The organism is Paenibacillus sp. FSL H8-0332 (assembly GCF_037963835.1).
GTDB classification, from domain to species: Bacteria; Bacillota; Bacilli; order Paenibacillales; family Paenibacillaceae; genus Paenibacillus_AQ; species Paenibacillus_AQ rhizoplanae.
Genome location: NZ_CP150145.1, coordinates 6,408,828 through 6,426,481, shown reverse-complemented (window position 1 = coordinate 6,426,481; position 17,654 = coordinate 6,408,828). Strand labels below are relative to the sequence as shown.

The window sequence follows — 17,654 nt, the reverse complement described above, 5'->3', positions numbered from 1 at the left end:
AGTTAGTTAACCTTTCCAAGGTAAGCTTAGGCTTAGAACCGTCATAATGAGGAAGGGGTATATGATGAACAAGTTAATGAGGGGCATGATTTTTGGAGGATTGGCGGCAGCCGTAGTATCAGGAGCAACACTTGCAGGTGCGGCCAAGAGCCCGGCTAATTCCGGGGGTGCTGCCAAGGCCCAGTCTAGGAATCTTATCGTTCTGATCGGCGACGGCATGGGCCCGGCCCAAGTGTCTGCGGCAAGATATTTTCAGCAATATACCAAGGGTGTCAAGCACCTGAACCTCGATCCATACTACGTGGGACAAGCTACTACATATGCAGACCGGGGAGAGGACAGCGGGAAAATCGTTTCCGGGATCGTCACAGACTCCGCCTCAGCCGGTACTGCATTTGCTACAGGCCATAAAACCTATAACGCGGGCATCAGCGTCTCGAATGAGGATGTCTCGAGGCCCTTTGCTTCTATTATCGAAGCTGCGGAGAGCGCGGGCAAGGCCACCGGCCTTGTGACCACTGCCCGTATCACCCATGCCACACCAGCCGTATACGCATCCCATGTCCGTAACCGTGACAATGAATCGGCGATTGCCTCACAGTATCTGGAGAGCGGAGTGGATGTGCTGATGGGCGGCGGGAAGCAGTTCTTCCTGACCAAGGATGAGAAGGGTAAACGTACGGATAAGAACCTGCTGCCTGACTTCAAAGCCAAAGGGTACACGGTCGTTGAGAATAACACAGCCTTAAATGCGCTCACTTCCAAAAATACCAAGGTCTTAGGCTTGTTCGGCAACTCTCATGTGGCTTATACTCCAGACCGCACTCCGGAAATTCCGAGCCTGGCAGCGATGACCTCCAAGGCACTGAATATTCTGTCCACGGATAAAGACGGCTTCGTCATGATGATTGAAGGCGGGCGTATCGACCATGCCGGTCATGCCAACGATCTGCCGACCCTCGTGCAGGAAGCACTCGACTTCGACGCAGCCTTCAAGGCAGCCGTTGATTTTGCGAAGAAAAACGGCAACACCTCCGTGGTGGTTACGGCTGACCATGAGACAGGCGGCCTCTCACTCTCACGTGACAATATCTATGAGATCAACATCGATCTGTGGAACAAGCAGAAGCATTCCTCTGAGACGCTGGCAGCGGATCTTGAAGCAGCGCAGACACCGGAAGAGATCCACAAAATCGTAACCGCAAACACCTGGATTACAGATCTGACGGATGAGGAAGTTACCCAGATTATGAACGGTGACGGTTCTTCTTACAAACGGGAAGGTGCATATAATGCAGTGATTTCCAAGCGCCTGCTGGTGGGCTGGTCGGGTCATGGCCACTCTGCGGTGGATGTTGGGGTGTGGGCGTATGGCCCGATTGCTGACAAGGTGAAAGGACAGATCGACAATACGCAGATCGCAACGGCGGGAGCAGGAATACTTGGACTGGATCTGAACAAGCGTTCCGCAGAGCTGCAGTCGAAATATGTCTATCCGAAGTTCAAAATCAGCCGCGACAATGAGGTGCTCTACCCGGCACAGGCACTGGTGAAGGCGCTTGGAGGAACCTATACAGGGACTGCTTCTGCTGCCAAGCTCGCTATTGGAAAGAATACGATCGAGGTCGATCTGACCGGTAAAACAGCGAAGCTGAACAGCAAAGCGGCCGCATACACGGTGGATATGGATAACAATGTACTCTACCTTCCGCTTAGTGCGTTCAACCAGTTGAAGGGCACGACCTTAACTTGGGATGCGTTGTCCGAACGCATTGTACTCAGATAGGAGTGGCTCTTATTGCTCCAGATTCAGAATTTGACCAAACAATTCACAGTGGATGGCAGGGCTGTACCGATTCTTGATATCCCCCTTTGGAAGGTTGAAAAGGGAGAGCGCGTAGCCATTACCGGACCCAGCGGGTCCGGTAAAAGCACGCTTTTGCACCTGATCAGCGGCATCATGCGTGCAGACAGCGGCAGAATTGCCGTAGATGGGCAGCCGCTTCATGAGTTGAGCGAGGCGAAGCGCGATGCCTTCCGTGCTTCTGCTATCGGCTATGTGCTGCAGGACTTCCATTTGATTCCTTCGCTGACCGCGCGGCAGAATGTCGAGATTGCTATGACGGCCCGGCTTCCGCAAAAGGAGAGACGGCGCATAGTGGACGGCTGGCTGGAGCAGGTGGGCCTGGGGGGCCGCGGAAGACATCTGCCCTCCCAGCTCTCACGCGGGCAGCAGCAGCGCGTTGCCATTGTGAGGGCCATGGTGAATAACCCGCCGCTTCTGCTGGCGGATGAACCTACAGGCAGCTTGGACTGGGAGACGGCAGATGAGATTTCCTCTCTGCTCATGGAGCTTAGCGCGGCTCATGGACACACCTTAATCGTGGTAACCCATGACCTCAATATGGCTGAACGGTTTCCGCGCCGCTTGAACATCCGGGATATCAATGAAGTGCGCCGGGAGACGTTCCCCCGGCAACGGTCTTCGTCAGGTTCGGTGGACAAGGAGGGGATTTCACTATGAGCCTGTTCCGGCTTACGCTACGCAATGTGCTGCACCGGCGGTTCCTGTCCTTGCTCACCGTGTGTGCGGTGGCGATTACGGTGGCTTTTATCGTACTGCTTGTCCTGTCCCGGCAGAGTGTTGAGCAGGGGGCCAAGAAGGGTTATGGACCCTTTGATCTTGTCATAGGAGCTGCGGGCAGTGAGACACAACTGGTGCTCAATACCTTTTATCATATTGGCGCACCAACCGGGAATATCCCGCTCGCTGTTCTGGATCAGGCACGGCAGGACCCGTCTGTGGAAGCCGCCTTTGCGATGACCACAGGTGATAACTACAAGGGCTATCCCATTGTCGGGATAGATTCCGGTTATTTCTTCACCCGCTACGGCGGCAGCAAGCTGCAGGAAGGCAAGATGTATGCCGATACCGGTGATACGATTGTAGGCTCATATGTCGCCCGGTCGCTGGGACTGAAGGTAGGCGATACCTTTGCAGGGGCGCATGGACTTGTGCAGGGAGAAGACCACGAATCCGCAGAAGCTGAACATGAGGAGAATCATGGGACTGAGGAAGCAGCCGGACATGTGGAGGACGAAGAGCATGAAGAAGAACATGGCGAGGAGCATGCGCACGAGAGCTTCCAATACACCGTAGCAGGCATTCTTCCTGAACTCGATACTCCCGATGACCGTGCGGTCTTTACAACGGTAGACTATGCCTGGGCTGTACACGGGCTGGCGCCTGAGGAGCGTGAGATTACAGCGGTGCTGGTTAAGCCGGCCAGTCTGCTGGGGGCCCATGATTTGAAGCAGGCGTTCGATGGCAGTAATGGTGTTCAGGCGGCGTATACCAGCAAGGCTGTGTCCGATGTGTTGAATGCAGTGGATCAGGGCTCCCGGCTGCTGGGGATGCTGACGGCCATTTGTGTGCTGCTCGCCGGTATTGCGATTCTATTATCGCTCGTTGCAGCAGCCTCGGAGCGGACCAAGGATGTGGGAATACTGCGTCTTCTCGGAAAATCACGGGCCTACGTATGGCTGACCTTAACGGCAGAAGGCCTGCTGGTAACAACAACTGGGCTCATCGCAGGGCTTGTGATCGGTCATCTCGGAGCTTATCTGCTCAAGGACATGCTGTTCTCGCAGGCGGGCATTCAAATCGAGCCCTACCACTGGACACCGGAGCATTGGCTTATTGTGCTTGGGGCGCTGGCTATAGGTCTGTTGTCCTCGCTAGGACCGGCCTTCCGGATGTACCGGATGCACCCGCTGGCCTTGTTCAAATCATAGGAGGTACGTTCAATTGATACGACTACAAGGAAGACTGTTCCTGCTGTCGGGAGCTATGGCAAGTATGCTGCTGCTTCAGGCATGTGGTCAGAATGCTGCTACTAATGGAAACGGGGAGTCCTTTGCGGTGTTGGCGGAAGCTCCGCAGAGCTCTGAGGAAGTCACGGCGGATGCAGAGACGTCCGCATCCTCTACCCCGCAGGCCACTGCTCCAGTTTCCAAAGGCGGGGCTGCTGCGTCTGCTGTTCCATCCAAAGGTACGGATGCCGGACCTAAGGCGACGGTTACGTTCAAGCCGTCTCCATCGCCAACTGCTGCACCTGTAGGGACGGCTACCCGGAAGCCCTCAGGGAAGACTGTAACCACTACCCCGAGTCCGGCCGCCTCTTCTTCTGTACAAAGCCCCCGCCCAGCGGCAGCGCCTAAGGCTGGGGGCGGCAGTGCTGTAGCAGAATCCGTCAAGGCTGAATCTGCTCCGGCATTGAGCATGTCACCGTCACCGTCTGCGGAAACAGCGGCTACCGTGGTTGCTGCCTCTACGGGGAATACGGCCATAGACTGGACCGGTTTTTTTGACGGAGACGATCAGACCCGGCCCTCAGAGCACTTCTGGGATCTCAGCGGACAGCAGGTAACCATTAAGGGATTTATGGGTGAGGTCCTTTCTTTTGAGAAAAACTGGTTTCTGCTTATTCCCGAACCGGGTGCAGAGTGTCCGTTCGATAATGGGGATGAGACGTACTGGAACAAGATTATGATTGTGTTTGTTCCTGAAGGCAGTAAGCTCCGCCATACCTCAGGTCCGCTGGAAATATCGGGGCGCCTGGATGTTGGAATCAAGATTGATGAGTCCGGCTACAAAACCATGTTCCGCCTGTACGATGCTTCATTCACCAGCCTGTAATCCATTAAGCAAGAACAAAAAAACCTCCAAATCCCTAATTGGGAAAGGAGGTTTTTTGTTCTAAAATAGGGGACAAAAGCTACATTATACCCGTTTCGCACCCGGCAGCCAGGCATCTTTATCGTACCCCCGCTGTTCCCAGTACCCGACATAATCTTCATTGATTAACTCAATCCGGTTCAGCCATTTGACTGATTTATAGGCATACATTTGCGGAGTAACGAGACGAACCGGCCCGCCGAGCTGATTGGGGATAGGTTTGCCATCGTGCATCACAGCCACCATGATATCGTCCATCCTCGCCTGATCCAGGGTGAGTGAGTCCGTATAGACACCGTCTCCCGAGTAGAACTTGACCATGACGGCCCCGGGCTGCACACCGGCCATATCGAGCAGCTTGGAGAGGGGGAGGCCCTCCCATGTATTTTTGTACACAGACCAGCCTGTCACGCAGTGAAAATCACTGACCTGCACCTCGCGCTGCAGCTTGACGAACTCTTCCCAGTTCCAGCTCAGCTTCTTATCCACCAGGCCATCAATGGTAAAAGACCAGTTGGAGTTGTCGAACGCAGGAATGGCCGTGACCGTATATACGCGAAAGCTGCCCTCGGCTCCCCCGCCGATAGGAGGTGCCGATTCTGCCAGCGGAATAGGGTCAGGAATCAATGCATTGGCATTGGTTGCCGCATAGTCGGCTGTACCCGGGAACTGCAGGGATTTACCGATCCAGCGGACAAAAGTGGGACCGAGCGTGACAGCAAGCCCTGCGCCTACCGCAACTTTGATGAACCCACGGCGTGAATACATAGGCTGGGCTTCAGATGGAGCCACAGGCCGCGCCTGTCCTGCGGGAGATGAGGTCTCTTCTAGAGGTACAGCTTCTGCCATAATCGTGCGCTTCTTGGGCTCCTTCAGCCACTTCACCCGGGTAATGGAGTGATAGATGATTACTGGCAGGCCGGCCCAGGTTAGCAGATCATGAATGAATAACGCAGTATTCGCTGCTCTCGGCCCGGCGAGTCTGAACTGCCAGAGTACAACCCCTGAGATCAGCCAGCCGATCAAAAGCGTAAGCACAAAGAGGACATTGGCTTTTTGCGCAGTTTTACCCTTCAGCCGCTTCCAGTGCTTGGCCGCCAGGAGCAGATAATAGACCACAGGGATCAACAGCGTCAGACCGAACCCGATATGGCCCCATTTTAGCCACACTCTCCCCTCACCCAGCAGTTCTCTCCAGAAGCCGCCCACCAGCATCAGACCGCTAACGGCAAGGATTAAGACCAGCCAGGCATTCCACAAGTGAATCGAGACGAGCTTCTTGCCGTATCCTTTGCGGATGCCGGTCAATATTTTTTTCACCTGCAGTCCCTCCCGTTGATGAATAAGTATCCAACATCATATTATTTTAAGTTTTAACTAATTGTACCGCAAAAAAACACCGCTGAATAATATTATCCCGATCAAGCCCGACCGTATGGTTGCCTTCTCTGAACTTTTTCTTATAGACTAATGGAAAGAGCTAAGGAAAGGATTAAATGCCCGTGAACCAAGAAACGATACTGCTGGTAGATGATGAAGTGGAGATTGTGGAACTGCTGGATATCTATTTTCGCAATGAGGGGTACCGGCTGCTTAAGGCATTTGACGGAAGGGAGGCGCTTAAATGCCTTGGCAAGGAAGAAGTGGATCTCATTATACTCGATGTGATGATGCCACATATGGATGGGATTGCCGCCTGCATGAAGATTCGTGAAGAACGCAACATGCCGATTATTATGCTCTCCGCCAAGAATGCCGATATGGACAAAATCCTTGGACTCAGCATCGGTGCAGACGATTATGTGGGCAAGCCGTTTAATCCGCTGGAACTGGTGGCGCGGGCCAAATCGCAGCTGCGCCGTTACCATAAATTGAATCGGGACACTGCTGCCAGAACGAATGAGCATGAACTGATCTTTGAAGATTTGCTGATAGATACACTTCGGCATGAGGTAAGTGTAGACAATCGCAAGGTGAAGCTGACACCCCGCGAGTTTTCTATCCTGGAACTTCTTGCGCGGCATCAGGGACAGGTGCTCAGTATGGAGCAGATTTATCTGAAAGTGTGGAATGAGCCTTTTCTAGATGGTGGCAATACCGTGATGGTGCATGTCCGCAATATCCGCGATAAAATCGAGCTGGACTCCAAGCAACCCCGTTATGTGCAGACCGTATGGGGCATTGGCTACAAACTGGATCATCCATCCTGAAAGCTGAGGGGAACTGTAGTGAACACCAAATATATAAGCACCATCCGCTGGAAGTTTATCTGGGCCTTTGTGCTGAGTATTTTGTCGGGGGCAGCTCTGCTTTTGGCTGGCTATCGGCTGGTCAATTCCTTAGTTTATCTGAAGCCGGCGGAGCCCTCCGCGCTGTACTCGCTTACTTTAAAATGGATAATCAACCATATCGGTTCAGCGCCGCTGATGACTGCTGTCGGGATTGCCAGCTTCCTGATTTTCTTCTTCATCTATACGCGTAAAATCGTCTCGTACCTCGAAGAGATCACCAGCGGTATCCAGCAGATCACGAAGCTTGATGAATCGCACCGGATTGAGGTTCGAACGTCGGACGAGTTGGGGGTACTTGCAGAGAATATCAATATTATGTCTGAGCGGCTACAGCATTCGCTGCTGGAAGAACGCAGGGCTGTCGAGTCCAAAAACGAGCTGATTACCGGTGTATCGCATGATCTCCGCACTCCGTTGACCTCGGTGCTTGGGTTTTTAGAATATATTGAGCAGGACCGCTGCCGGGAAGAGACGGAGATACGTTACTATGTAGGGATTGCCTATCAGAAGTCATTGGTGCTGCACAAGCTGATTGACGACTTGTTTGAATACACGCGGGTTAACAGCAGCAGACTGCCGTTAGTGCTGGAACGGCTCGATCTCAAGGCATTTATGCGCCAGCTTGCGGAGGAATCGGTTCCGGCACTGACCCGTGAAGGCATGACTTATGAACTGCAGGATGATACCGAATCGCTGTGGATTGAAGCGGCTCCTTATGAATTGGTACGTGCGTATGAGAATCTGATTGCCAATGCGATCCGGTACGGGAAGGACGGGAAACGGCTTGAGATTGGACTCAGCTGTGAAGGTAACGATGCAGTTGTACGGATCAGCAATTTCGGCGAGATGATTGCGGAGGGGGATCTTCCACATATTTTTGAGCGGTTCTACCGGGCGGAGCGCTCCAGATCGCAGATTACCGGGGGATCGGGATTGGGTCTGGCGATTACCAAGGGAATTGTGGAAAGGCACCATGGGGAGATTACGGCTCACAGCACCAGATCCCGGACTGACTTTGTTACCCGATTTCCGGTATCCTCCTGACAATCTTCAGTATTTCTTAAGAAGTGGCAATGGTGTTTCTTAAGATTTAGCCGATATCCTTGGGCTATGGGATGAGACCCGGGGAGGCAGGAGAAATTGGCTGATGTCAAAAATACACACGATCCGCACACTTTACCTCTACATATTCTGCGGTAGCGCTCTGCTTAGTGTAGGGCTATTGCTTCTTATGCGGGGGATTTTTACTATGCTCTATTCCTGGTATACGCCGGAATCGGCTGCGCTGTTTGTCCGTTTCATGCATTGGATCATCAATCATATCGGTGCAAGACCGGCGGCTGTCATGATGTTCACCGTTGTATGTGCAGGGCTGTTCCTGTTCCGTTCACAAAAAGCAGCCAACGATACCACCGCGCTGCTGCGCGCCGCAGAACAACTGGCGGTTCACGGCTCCTGTGAGCTTACGGACCTTGAGGTGCAATCGGGTGGGGAATTCAGACGGCTGGCCGCTAGCCTGCGCCGGATTCATCAGGTCGGATTGCGGCCAGCAGCGGCCCCTGCACCGCAAATACAAATGCAGGAGCCGGATGCACAAGAGTTCATAGCGCTTATTTTGCGGACACGGGCGTTGATCCGCACGCTGGAACAGACAGTGGCGGAGTCAGAGGAAGAGGTCTATATTATCCCCGGTGCAGTTCTGCAGCATCTGGTGATGGCTAAGCACGAGGCGTTGGGGCTGGAAAAGCTTCTTGAGAATTGGACTCGGCAGGTATGAGTATGGGAACAGGACGGAGATTACTGCTACGTATTTGCTATACCGTTTTTGATCTGACAGTCCTCCTTGCCATTCTCATGCTAGCAGGAATTATCTATATGAGTCAGTATGGAAAGCTGATGCTGGACCGTTATCCGGAGAAAATGATTTTACCGGAATCAAGCGTCATTATGGCCTCTGACGGAACAGTGTTGCGGAGAATACCACTGCCTGAAACGGGCTATCGAATCAAAGCAGGACTAGGAGAAATGCCGCAGCTGCTCATAGATACTTTCATTGCTGTTGAGGACCGCCGTTTTTACAGCCATAAAGGTCTGGACTACCAGGGAATAGCCCGTGCATTAGTCAACAATACCGTACGGATGGGGGTATCTGAGGGTGGAAGCAGCATCACCCAGCAGCTGGCAAGAGGGTTGTATCTGAACCGGGGGCAGAATCTGCTGCGTAAGCTGAACGAAGCCTCGATAGCATTGACCCTGGAGAAGCAGTTATCGAAGGATGAGATTCTGCAGTTGTATCTCAACCAAATTTATATGGGACAAGGGCAATATGGGGTGAAATCTGCAGCGGAGCGTTATTTTGGTATAACTGATCTGAAGCATTTGGAGATCGGGCAGATCGCAACGCTGGCGGCTATTCCCAAAGGACCCTCCATCTATAACCCAGTAGACAACCTTGAATTGTCAGCAGGCAGACGGGATCTGGTCCTGCGGATTATGCAGCAGCACAAGCTGATAACAACCGAGCAGATGAGGGCAGCCATGAAAGGCCCCTATATCCCACCAGTTAAGGATAAGACAGAGATTGTCGGGGCGTCGTATATGGATGCGGCAATTAAGGAAGCAATGAGGCAGACAGGGTTATCGCGAAAGGAGCTGTGCACAGGCGGATATACGCTGGTGACGGGCATGAATATTGAGGCGCAGCGTGCTATGGAGCGGGCATTCTCACAGGAGGAGGCATTTCCGCCGGATGGCAAAAACCAGAGAGCTGAAGCAGCCATGGTCATCATGGACCAGCGGAACGGTGAAGTGGCTGCACTGTTGGGCGGGCGAAACCCGCGTACAGGCGGTCTGAACAGAGCCGTAACTCCTTCCCGGCAGCCAGGCTCCGCGCTCAAACCCATTATAGATTATGGTCCGGCGCTGGAGAGCGGAAAATATACGCCGGACAGTCTCCTGCCTGACATTAAAACAACCTATGGCAGCTACAGTCCGGCTAATCTGAACGGTGTATATCGTGGGCAGGTGAGCATGAGGGTTGCCCTGCAGCAGTCCATTAATGCCCCAGCGGTATGGTTGCTGAAGCAGGTGGGGGTCAGTTATGCCCGTGGGTTTGCCGTCAGGTTGGGAATGGAACTCGCTGCAGAAGACAACCATCTGGCCATTGCCCTTGGAGGTCTGCATAGCGGGGTTTCTCCGCTCATGATGGCTCAAGCTTACACCGTCTTTGCCAATGGAGGCATTCTTAACAAGGCGTATCTGGTGCGTAGTATCAGGAATTCGCAGAACCAGGTGGTGTATTCACATGTCGCTGCGCCGCAGCAGGCCATCTCGGTACGTACCGCAGCGGATATGACCGCCATGCTCCGTCAGGCAGTGAGTGAAGGGACGGGCAGACGGGCGCGAATGGATGTTACGGTCGCTGGTAAGACAGGAACCACGCAGTTGGATCTGCCAGGAGTCCCCGGCAAGGCAAACCGGGATTTATGGTTTGTAGGCTATACCCCTAGATGGACCGCAGCGGTATGGATGGGCTTCGACCACTCTGATCCGGACAACTACATGACTGCCGGCAGCGGGTTTGCGGCTGCTATGTTCTCCAAGGTTCTCTCCATGCTATGAATAGATTTGCTTATTCGGCTGCCCATTCCTCCAGCTTCTTATCACCGGGCAGCAGCAGAGCCAGCAGGCCGAGCAGCGGCAGGAAGCCGCAGGCTACGAACACCGTGGCGATTCCGATCGTGTCGATCAGATGCCCAATTACGACAGAGCCAATTCCGCCAAGCCCGAAGGCAAGGCCGGTAATCAGACCCGAGACCGTCCCGATATTGCCCGGATACAGCATCTGCGCGTAGATCACAGTGACGGAGAAGCTGGATAGTAGAATGAACCCGGAGATAATCAGCAGCACGGCCGCCCAGAACTGGTTCACAAAAGGCAGGGCCAGCGCAAACGGCACCGTCCCGATCATCGACACCAGGATGAGATTGCGGCGGCCGAAACGGTCTGCAAGCGGGCCCCCGAAGAAGGTACCGACAGCGCCGGCAGCGAGATAGATGAAGATATAGATCTGCGCCTTATCCAGCGTCATCCCGTATTTGTCCATTAAGTAGAAGGCATAGTACCCGCCGATGGAGGCGCCGTACCAGGATCGCACGAATACGATGAAGACCAGAATAACTGTTGTAATGAGGATACGTTTGCTGCGGGCAGGGTCGATGGAGCGTGTTGCTGACTTTTTGCGGAAGGTATATCCGGCATCCAGCATCTCACGGTACCAGCGGGCCACATAGGCCTGAATGGCCACTCCGGCAGCGGCGATAACAGTGAAGCCGAGAGCGCCTATCTGCCCGAAGGGAATGAATACCCACTTCATTAATAGAGGACCCAAGGCTTGACCGGCGTTGCCGCCCACCTGAAATATGGATTGCGACAGCCCCTTCCGCTGACCGGCAGCCATATGAGCCACGCGCATCCCTTCCGGATGGAACGCAGCTGATCCGAAGCCCACAAGCATTACGGACACAATCACTAATACATAATTACCGGCAAAAGCAAGCAGAAAGACCCCGGCAAAGGTGCAGCACATCCCCAGCGGCAGCAGGATCGGACGCGGCTTCCGGTCAGCGGCGAAGCCGATAATAGGCTGTATCACCGAGGAGGTGAGGTTCAGTGCGAACGCAATCCAGCCGATCTGGGCGTAGGAGAGCACCAGGTTATCTTTCAGTACAGGGAACATCGCCGGAATCAGTGCCTGAATGGAATCGTTGAATAAATGAACAAAGCTGACGGCGAGCAAAATGCGGTAGATGGTAGCCTGCTGCAGATTGCGTGATTCCTCCAGGGGGCTGGAGGGAGCTTGAGGCAGAGTCTTATTGGACATTGGAACTCCTTTCAGGAACAGCTAATAAGTAAGGTGCTTATGGATATTCAGATAAATTCTATTGTAGCGACAAATGAAGCATTATGGGAATCAATTTGTGCAGGGCAGCGGTCAACTATTCATTATTACCTCAAAAAAAGTGGCGTCTAATCTTCTTTCAAAAAAAGACTTGCAAACGTTTGGAGCGCATGATATATTATCTCTTGTGCTTATGAGACATCGACGCTGAATTGAGCGGCGGAAGAAAAATAAGTTGACAACAAACGTAATAAAATGATATGATCTAATTCCTGTGCAAGATACATAACGTTGAAATGCCGGGAGCAAGTTCTTTGAAAACTGAACAAATGGAACGCTTTGATTTTTACAAGATTCATTTAATGAATCGTCAGTTTCAAAATGAGCAATCGCTCTTTCTAAATACCAATTTGGAGAGTTTGATCCTGGCTCAGGACGAACGCTGGCGGCATGCCTAATACATGCAAGTCGAGCGGAGTTATGATGGAGCTTGCTCCTGATTAACTTAGCGGCGGACGGGTGAGTAACACGTAGGCAACCTGCCCTCAAGACTGGGATAACTACCGGAAACGGTAGCTAATACCGGATAATTTCTTTCCTCTCCTGAAGAGAGAATGAAAGGCGGAGCAATCTGCTGCTTGGGGATGGGCCTGCGGCGCATTAGCTAGTTGGTGGGGTAACGGCTCACCAAGGCGACGATGCGTAGCCGACCTGAGAGGGTGAACGGCCACACTGGGACTGAGACACGGCCCAGACTCCTACGGGAGGCAGCAGTAGGGAATCTTCCGCAATGGGCGCAAGCCTGACGGAGCAATGCCGCGTGAGTGATGAAGGTTTTCGGATCGTAAAGCTCTGTTGCCAGGGAAGAACGTCCGGTAGAGTAACTGCTGCCGGAGTGACGGTACCTGAGAAGAAAGCCCCGGCTAACTACGTGCCAGCAGCCGCGGTAATACGTAGGGGGCAAGCGTTGTCCGGAATTATTGGGCGTAAAGCGCGCGCAGGCGGTCATTTAAGTCTGGTGTTTAAACCTTGGGCTCAACCTGAGGTCGCACTGGAAACTGGGTGACTTGAGTACAGAAGAGGAAAGTGGAATTCCACGTGTAGCGGTGAAATGCGTAGATATGTGGAGGAACACCAGTGGCGAAGGCGACTTTCTGGGCTGTAACTGACGCTGAGGCGCGAAAGCGTGGGGAGCAAACAGGATTAGATACCCTGGTAGTCCACGCCGTAAACGATGAGTGCTAGGTGTTAGGGGTTTCGATACCCTTGGTGCCGAAGTTAACACAGTAAGCACTCCGCCTGGGGAGTACGGTCGCAAGACTGAAACTCAAAGGAATTGACGGGGACCCGCACAAGCAGTGGAGTATGTGGTTTAATTCGAAGCAACGCGAAGAACCTTACCAGGTCTTGACATCCAACTAACGAAGCAGAGATGCATCAGGTGCCCTTCGGGGAAAGTTGAGACAGGTGGTGCATGGTTGTCGTCAGCTCGTGTCGTGAGATGTTGGGTTAAGTCCCGCAACGAGCGCAACCCTTGACTTTAGTTGCCAGCAGGTTGAGCTGGGCACTCTAGAGTGACTGCCGGTGACAAACCGGAGGAAGGTGGGGATGACGTCAAATCATCATGCCCCTTATGACCTGGGCTACACACGTACTACAATGGCCGGTACAACGGGAAGCGAAGCCGCGAGGTGGAGCCAATCCCAGCAAAGCCGGTCTCAGTTCGGATTGCAGGCTGCAACTCGCCTGCATGAAGTCGGAATTGCTAGTAATCGCGGATCAGCATGCCGCGGTGAATACGTTCCCGGGTCTTGTACACACCGCCCGTCACACCACGAGAGTTTACAACACCCGAAGTCGGTGGGGTAACCCGCAAGGGAGCCAGCCGCCGAAGGTGGGGTAGATGATTGGGGTGAAGTCGTAACAAGGTAGCCGTATCGGAAGGTGCGGCTGGATCACCTCCTTTCTATGGAGAATCGTTTCCTGCAACGGAAACATTCAAATAAAAGTCTTCAGGAAGCTTACTTCCTGAAGCAGGCTTTACTTTGTAAAGCCTTGAGCGTTTCCATTTGTTCGGTTTTGATGGAATTTGCGGGGCCATAGCTCAGCTGGGAGAGCGCCTGCCTTGCAAGCAGGAGGTCAGCGGTTCGATCCCGCTTGGCTCCACCAACAAACTTCATCTATTTGTCATGTCTGAAATACTGGATACAACTTGATCCTTGAAAACTGGATACCGAAATGAATTTGCGTTTTAGAACATTCCTTTAAGCTGAACTTGTGTAAACAAGTTTTGAAGTTTTTAGCGATACTGAGCGATGGTTTTGGATTATGAGGGACTTTTGGCTTTGAATATTCCAGCAGGCGGAGTAATCCGGATGCGCTATTCAAAACAAGATGAGCGAATGAGCCAATACCGGAGCGATTTGGTTAAGCTACTAAGAGCACACGGAGGATGCCTAGGCGCCAGGAGCCGACGAAGGACGTGGCGAACAACGAAACTGCCTCGGGGAGCTGTAAGCAAGCTTTGATCCGGGGGTGTCCGAATGGGGAAACCCAGCTGTGGTAATTCGCAGTTACTCGTATCTGAATACATAGGATACGCAGAGGCAGACCAGGGGAACTGAAACATCTAAGTACCCTGAGGAAGAGAAAACAATAGTGATTCCGTCAGTAGCGGCGAGCGAACGCGGAACAGCCTAAACCAAGGGGCTTGCCTCTTGGGGTTGTGGGACGTCTCACATGGAGTTACAAAGGAATATGGTAGGCGAAGAGGTCTGGAAAGGCCCGCGATAGAGGTAAAAGCCCTGTAGCCTAAACTGTGTTCTCTCCGAGACGGATCCCGAGTAGTGCGGGGCACGTGAAACCCCGTATGAATCCAGCAGGACCATCTGCTAAGGCTAAATACTACCTGGCGACCGATAGTGAAACAGTACCGTGAGGGAAAGGTGAAAAGCACCCCGGAAGGGGAGTGAAATAGAACCTGAAACCGTGTGCTTACAAAAAGTCAGAGCCCTATAACTGGGTGATGGCGTGCCTTTTGTAGAATGAACCGGCGAGTTACGTTTAACATGCAAGGTTAAGGTGAGAAGCCGGAGCCGCAGCGAAAGCGAGTCTGAATAGGGCGAATGAGTATGTGGACGTAGACCCGAAACCGTGTGATCTACCCCTGTCCAGGGTGAAGGTGCGGTAACACGCACTGGAGGCCCGAACCCACGCATGTTGAAAAATGCGGGGATGAGGTGGGGGTAGCGGAGAAATTCCAATCGAACTCGGAGATAGCTGGTTCTCCCCGAAATAGCTTTAGGGCTAGCCTCGGTGAATGGAGTCGTGGAGGTAGAGCACTGATTGGGTGCGGGGCCCGCAAGGGTTACCAAGCTCAGTCAAACTCCGAATGCCATGTACTTCTTGCCGGGAGTCAGACAGTGAGTGCTAAGATCCATTGTCAAAAGGGAAACAGCCCAGACCATCAGCTAAGGTCCCCAAGTGTGTGTTAAGTGGGAAAGGATGTGGAGTTGCACAGACAACCAGGATGTTGGCTTAGAAGCAGCCACCATTGAAAGAGTGCGTAATAGCTCACTGGTCGAGTGACTCTGCGCCGAAAATGTAACGGGGCTAAACACACCACCGAAGCTATGGCTAGATGCTTTGCATCTGGGGTAGGGGAGCGTTGTATGTAGGTTGAAGGTGTACCGTAAGGAGCGCTGGACAGCATACAAGTGAGAATGCCGGTATGAGTAACGAAAAGATCAGTGAGAATCTGATCCGCCGAAAGCCCAAGGTTTCCTGAGGAAGGCTCGTCCGCTCAGGGTAAGTCGGGACCTAAGGCGAGGCCGAAAGGCGTAGTCGAAGGACAACAGTTTGAAATTACTGTACCACCGTAATCCGCTATGAGCGATGGGGTGACGCAGGAGGGTAGTGACGCGGACTGATGGATATGTCCGTCTAAGCAGTGAGGCTGGTGTGTAGGCAAATCCGCACACTACTAAGGCCAGGCTGTGATGGGGAGCGAAAATTACAGTAGCGAAGGTCATGATCTCACACTGCCAAGAAAAGCCTCTAGCCAGGAGAAGGTGCCCGTACCGCAAACCGACACAGGTAGGCGAGAAGAGAATTCTAAGGCGCGCGGAAGAACTCTCGTTAAGGAACTCGGCAAAATGACCTCGTAACTTCGGGAGAAGAGGTGCCTCGGTAGGGTGAATAGCCCGAGGGGGCCGCAGTGAAAAGGCCCAAGCGACTGTTTAGCAAAAACACAGGTCTGTGCGAAGCCGTAAGGCGAAGTATACGGGCTGACGCCTGCCCGGTGCTGGAAGGTTAAGGGGAGTGGTTAGGGGTTAAACCCGAAGCTGTGAACCGAAGCCCCAGTAAACGGCGGCCGTAACTATAACGGTCCTAAGGTAGCGAAATTCCTTGTCAGGTAAATTCTGACCCGCACGAATGGCGTAACGACTTGGGCGCTGTCTCAACGAGAGATCCGGTGAAATTTTAATACCTGTGAAGATGCAGGTTACCCGCGACAAGACGGAAAGACCCCATGGAGCTTTACTGCAGCTTGATATTGAATTTGGGTACGATCTGTACAGGATAGGTGGGAGCCGGTGAGGCAGGAGCGCAAGCTTCTGCGGAGGCGCCGTTGGGATACCACCCTGATCGTATCTAGGTTCTAACCTAGTGCCCTTACCGGGTACGGGGACCGTGTCAGGCGGGCAGTTTGACTGGGGCGGTCGCCTCCTAAAGAGTAACGGAGGCGTTCAAAGGTTCCCTCAGAATGGTTGGAAATCATTCGCAGAGTGCAAAGGCATAAGGGAGCTTGACTGCGAGACCTACAAGTCGAGCAGGGACGAAAGTCGGACTTAGTGATCCGGTGGTACCGCATGGAAGGGCCATCGCTCAACGGATAAAAGCTACCCTGGGGATAACAGGCTTATCTCCCCCAAGAGTCCACATCGACGGGGAGGTTTGGCACCTCGATGTCGGCTCATCGCATCCTGGGGCTGAAGTAGGTCCCAAGGGTTGGGCTGTTCGCCCATTAAAGCGGTACGCGAGCTGGGTTCAGAACGTCGTGAGACAGTTCGGTCCCTATCTGTCGTGGGCGCAGGAAATTTGAGAGGAGCTGTCCTTAGTACGAGAGGACCGGGATGGACGTACCGCTGGTGCATCAGTTGTTCCGCCAGGAGCATGGCTGAGTAGCTACGTACGGACGGGATAAGCGCTGAAAGCATCTAAGCGTGAAGCCCCCCTCAAGATGAGATTTCCCAGTATGTAAGACCCCTTGAAGACGACGAGGTAGATAGGTTGGAGGTGGAAGTGCAGCAATGCATGGAGCTGACCAATACTAATCGGTCGAGGGCTTATCCAAATTTCTAACACGCAGATTCATTTCGGATTCAGTTTTCAGGAATCAATTTCCTGAAGCATTTACGCTGTAAATGCCCGTTTGGTGGCGATAGCGGAGGGGTTCCACACGTACCCATCCCGAACACGACCGTTAAGCCCTCCAGCGCCGATGGTACTTGGACCGAAGGGTCCTGGGAGAGTAGGACGTTGCCAAGCACATGAGCCATTGTCGAGCAATCGACAGTGGTTTTTTTGCGTGCAGACGGGGCTGTGGAAAAGCTGTGGATAGATTTCGGTAAGTACAGAAAAGTTGCACACATGTGGATACAATTTCAGGAACGAATCTATCCCCGGAGGATGGGGGTATAACGCATAATTCAAGGGATGAGTC

At 53.0% G+C, this 17,654-nt stretch carries 10 protein-coding genes, 1 tRNA gene and 3 rRNA genes; 12 read left to right on the top strand and 2 right to left on the bottom strand.

The window, feature by feature from the left end:
* Window positions 1–64: 64 nt before the first annotated feature.
* From NST43_RS28005 to NST43_RS27990, 4 genes are read left to right on the top strand one after another with little or no spacing between them, the layout of a single operon-like run.
* The gene (locus NST43_RS28005) at window positions 65–1,786 is read left to right on the top strand and encodes an alkaline phosphatase (RefSeq protein WP_339225544.1); all 1,722 of its coding nucleotides are present in this window, start codon (window positions 65–67) and stop codon (window positions 1,784–1,786) included.
* Window positions 1,787–1,798: 12 nt separating this feature from the next.
* Window positions 1,799–2,524, top strand: a complete 726-nt coding sequence (locus tag NST43_RS28000; protein ID WP_339220591.1) for an ABC transporter ATP-binding protein — start codon at window positions 1,799–1,801, stop codon at window positions 2,522–2,524.
* Window positions 2,521–3,795 carry an FtsX-like permease family protein gene (locus NST43_RS27995; protein WP_339220589.1) on the top strand — a complete coding sequence of 425 codons (1,275 nt, stop codon included), beginning with the start codon at window positions 2,521–2,523 and terminating at the stop codon, window positions 3,793–3,795. The genes NST43_RS28000 and NST43_RS27995 overlap by 4 nt, the downstream gene beginning before the upstream one ends.
* Before the next feature lie 13 nt (window positions 3,796–3,808).
* Window positions 3,809–4,699, top strand: coding sequence for a hypothetical protein (locus NST43_RS27990; protein WP_339220588.1), 891 nt, complete (start codon window positions 3,809–3,811; stop codon window positions 4,697–4,699).
* 84 nt (window positions 4,700–4,783) lie between these two features.
* On the opposite strand, the gene NST43_RS27985 is transcribed toward NST43_RS27990, so the two are convergent.
* Window positions 4,784–6,058, bottom strand: a complete 1,275-nt coding sequence (locus NST43_RS27985; protein WP_339220587.1) for a molybdopterin-dependent oxidoreductase — start codon at window positions 6,056–6,058, stop codon at window positions 4,784–4,786.
* 182 nt (window positions 6,059–6,240) lie between these two features.
* Between NST43_RS27985 and NST43_RS27980 the strand changes: the two genes are divergently transcribed.
* The 4 genes from NST43_RS27980 to NST43_RS27965 all read left to right on the top strand — a co-directional run bounded on the left by NST43_RS27980 (window position 6,241) and on the right by NST43_RS27965 (window position 10,650).
* Window positions 6,241–6,948 (top strand): response regulator transcription factor, encoded by a 708-nt coding sequence (locus tag NST43_RS27980; RefSeq protein ID WP_339225543.1) that lies wholly within the window; start codon window positions 6,241–6,243, stop codon window positions 6,946–6,948.
* An 18-nt stretch (window positions 6,949–6,966) separates the two neighbouring features.
* Window positions 6,967–8,073, top strand: coding sequence for an ATP-binding protein (locus NST43_RS27975; protein WP_339220586.1), 1,107 nt, complete (start codon window positions 6,967–6,969; stop codon window positions 8,071–8,073).
* 103 nt (window positions 8,074–8,176) lie between these two features.
* On the top strand, window positions 8,177–8,806 hold the full coding sequence (locus NST43_RS27970; RefSeq protein ID WP_339220584.1) for a hypothetical protein: 630 nt from the start codon (window positions 8,177–8,179) through the stop codon (window positions 8,804–8,806).
* A 98-nt stretch (window positions 8,807–8,904) separates the two neighbouring features.
* Window positions 8,905–10,650 (top strand): PBP1A family penicillin-binding protein, encoded by a 1,746-nt coding sequence (locus tag NST43_RS27965; RefSeq protein ID WP_339220582.1) that lies wholly within the window; start codon window positions 8,905–8,907, stop codon window positions 10,648–10,650.
* A gap of 10 nt (window positions 10,651–10,660) precedes the next feature.
* Here the strand turns inward: NST43_RS27965 and NST43_RS27960 are convergent, their stop codons facing one another.
* Entirely contained in the window at window positions 10,661–11,911 is a 1,251-nt protein-coding gene (locus NST43_RS27960; protein ID WP_209988565.1) for an MFS transporter, read from the bottom strand.
* Between the two features lie 425 nt (window positions 11,912–12,336).
* On the opposite strand from NST43_RS27960, the gene NST43_RS27955 reads away from it, so the two are divergent.
* The 4 genes from NST43_RS27955 (at window position 12,337) to rrf (ending at window position 17,479) form a co-directional block, all read left to right on the top strand.
* A 16S ribosomal RNA gene (locus tag NST43_RS27955) occupies window positions 12,337–13,895 on the top strand.
* Window positions 13,896–14,022: 127 nt separating this feature from the next.
* A tRNA-Ala gene (locus tag NST43_RS27950) sits at window positions 14,023–14,098 on the top strand.
* Window positions 14,099–14,354: 256 nt separating this feature from the next.
* Window positions 14,355–17,285: ribosomal RNA gene (locus tag NST43_RS27945) — 23S ribosomal RNA — on the top strand.
* A 77-nt stretch (window positions 17,286–17,362) separates the two neighbouring features.
* Window positions 17,363–17,479 (top strand): 5S ribosomal RNA (rrf, locus tag NST43_RS27940).
* Together the 16S, 23S and 5S rRNA genes with 1 tRNA gene alongside form the textbook arrangement of a ribosomal RNA operon.
* Window positions 17,480–17,654 lie beyond the last annotated feature (175 nt).

Excerpts from the sequence above, each read along its gene's own strand:
- NST43_RS27970 (WP_339220584.1), top strand. The coding sequence starts at position 8,177 with ATGTCAAAAATACACACGATCCGCACACTTTACCTCTACATATTCTGC.
- NST43_RS27960 (WP_209988565.1), bottom strand. The coding sequence starts at position 11,911 with ATGTCCAATAAGACTCTGCCTCAAGCTCCCTCCAGCCCCCTGGAGGAA.
- NST43_RS27995 (WP_339220589.1), top strand. The coding sequence starts at position 2,521 with ATGAGCCTGTTCCGGCTTACGCTACGCAATGTGCTGCACCGGCGGTTC.
- NST43_RS28005 (WP_339225544.1), top strand. The coding sequence starts at position 65 with ATGAACAAGTTAATGAGGGGCATGATTTTTGGAGGATTGGCGGCAGCC.
- NST43_RS27965 (WP_339220582.1), top strand. The coding sequence starts at position 8,905 with ATGAGTCAGTATGGAAAGCTGATGCTGGACCGTTATCCGGAGAAAATG.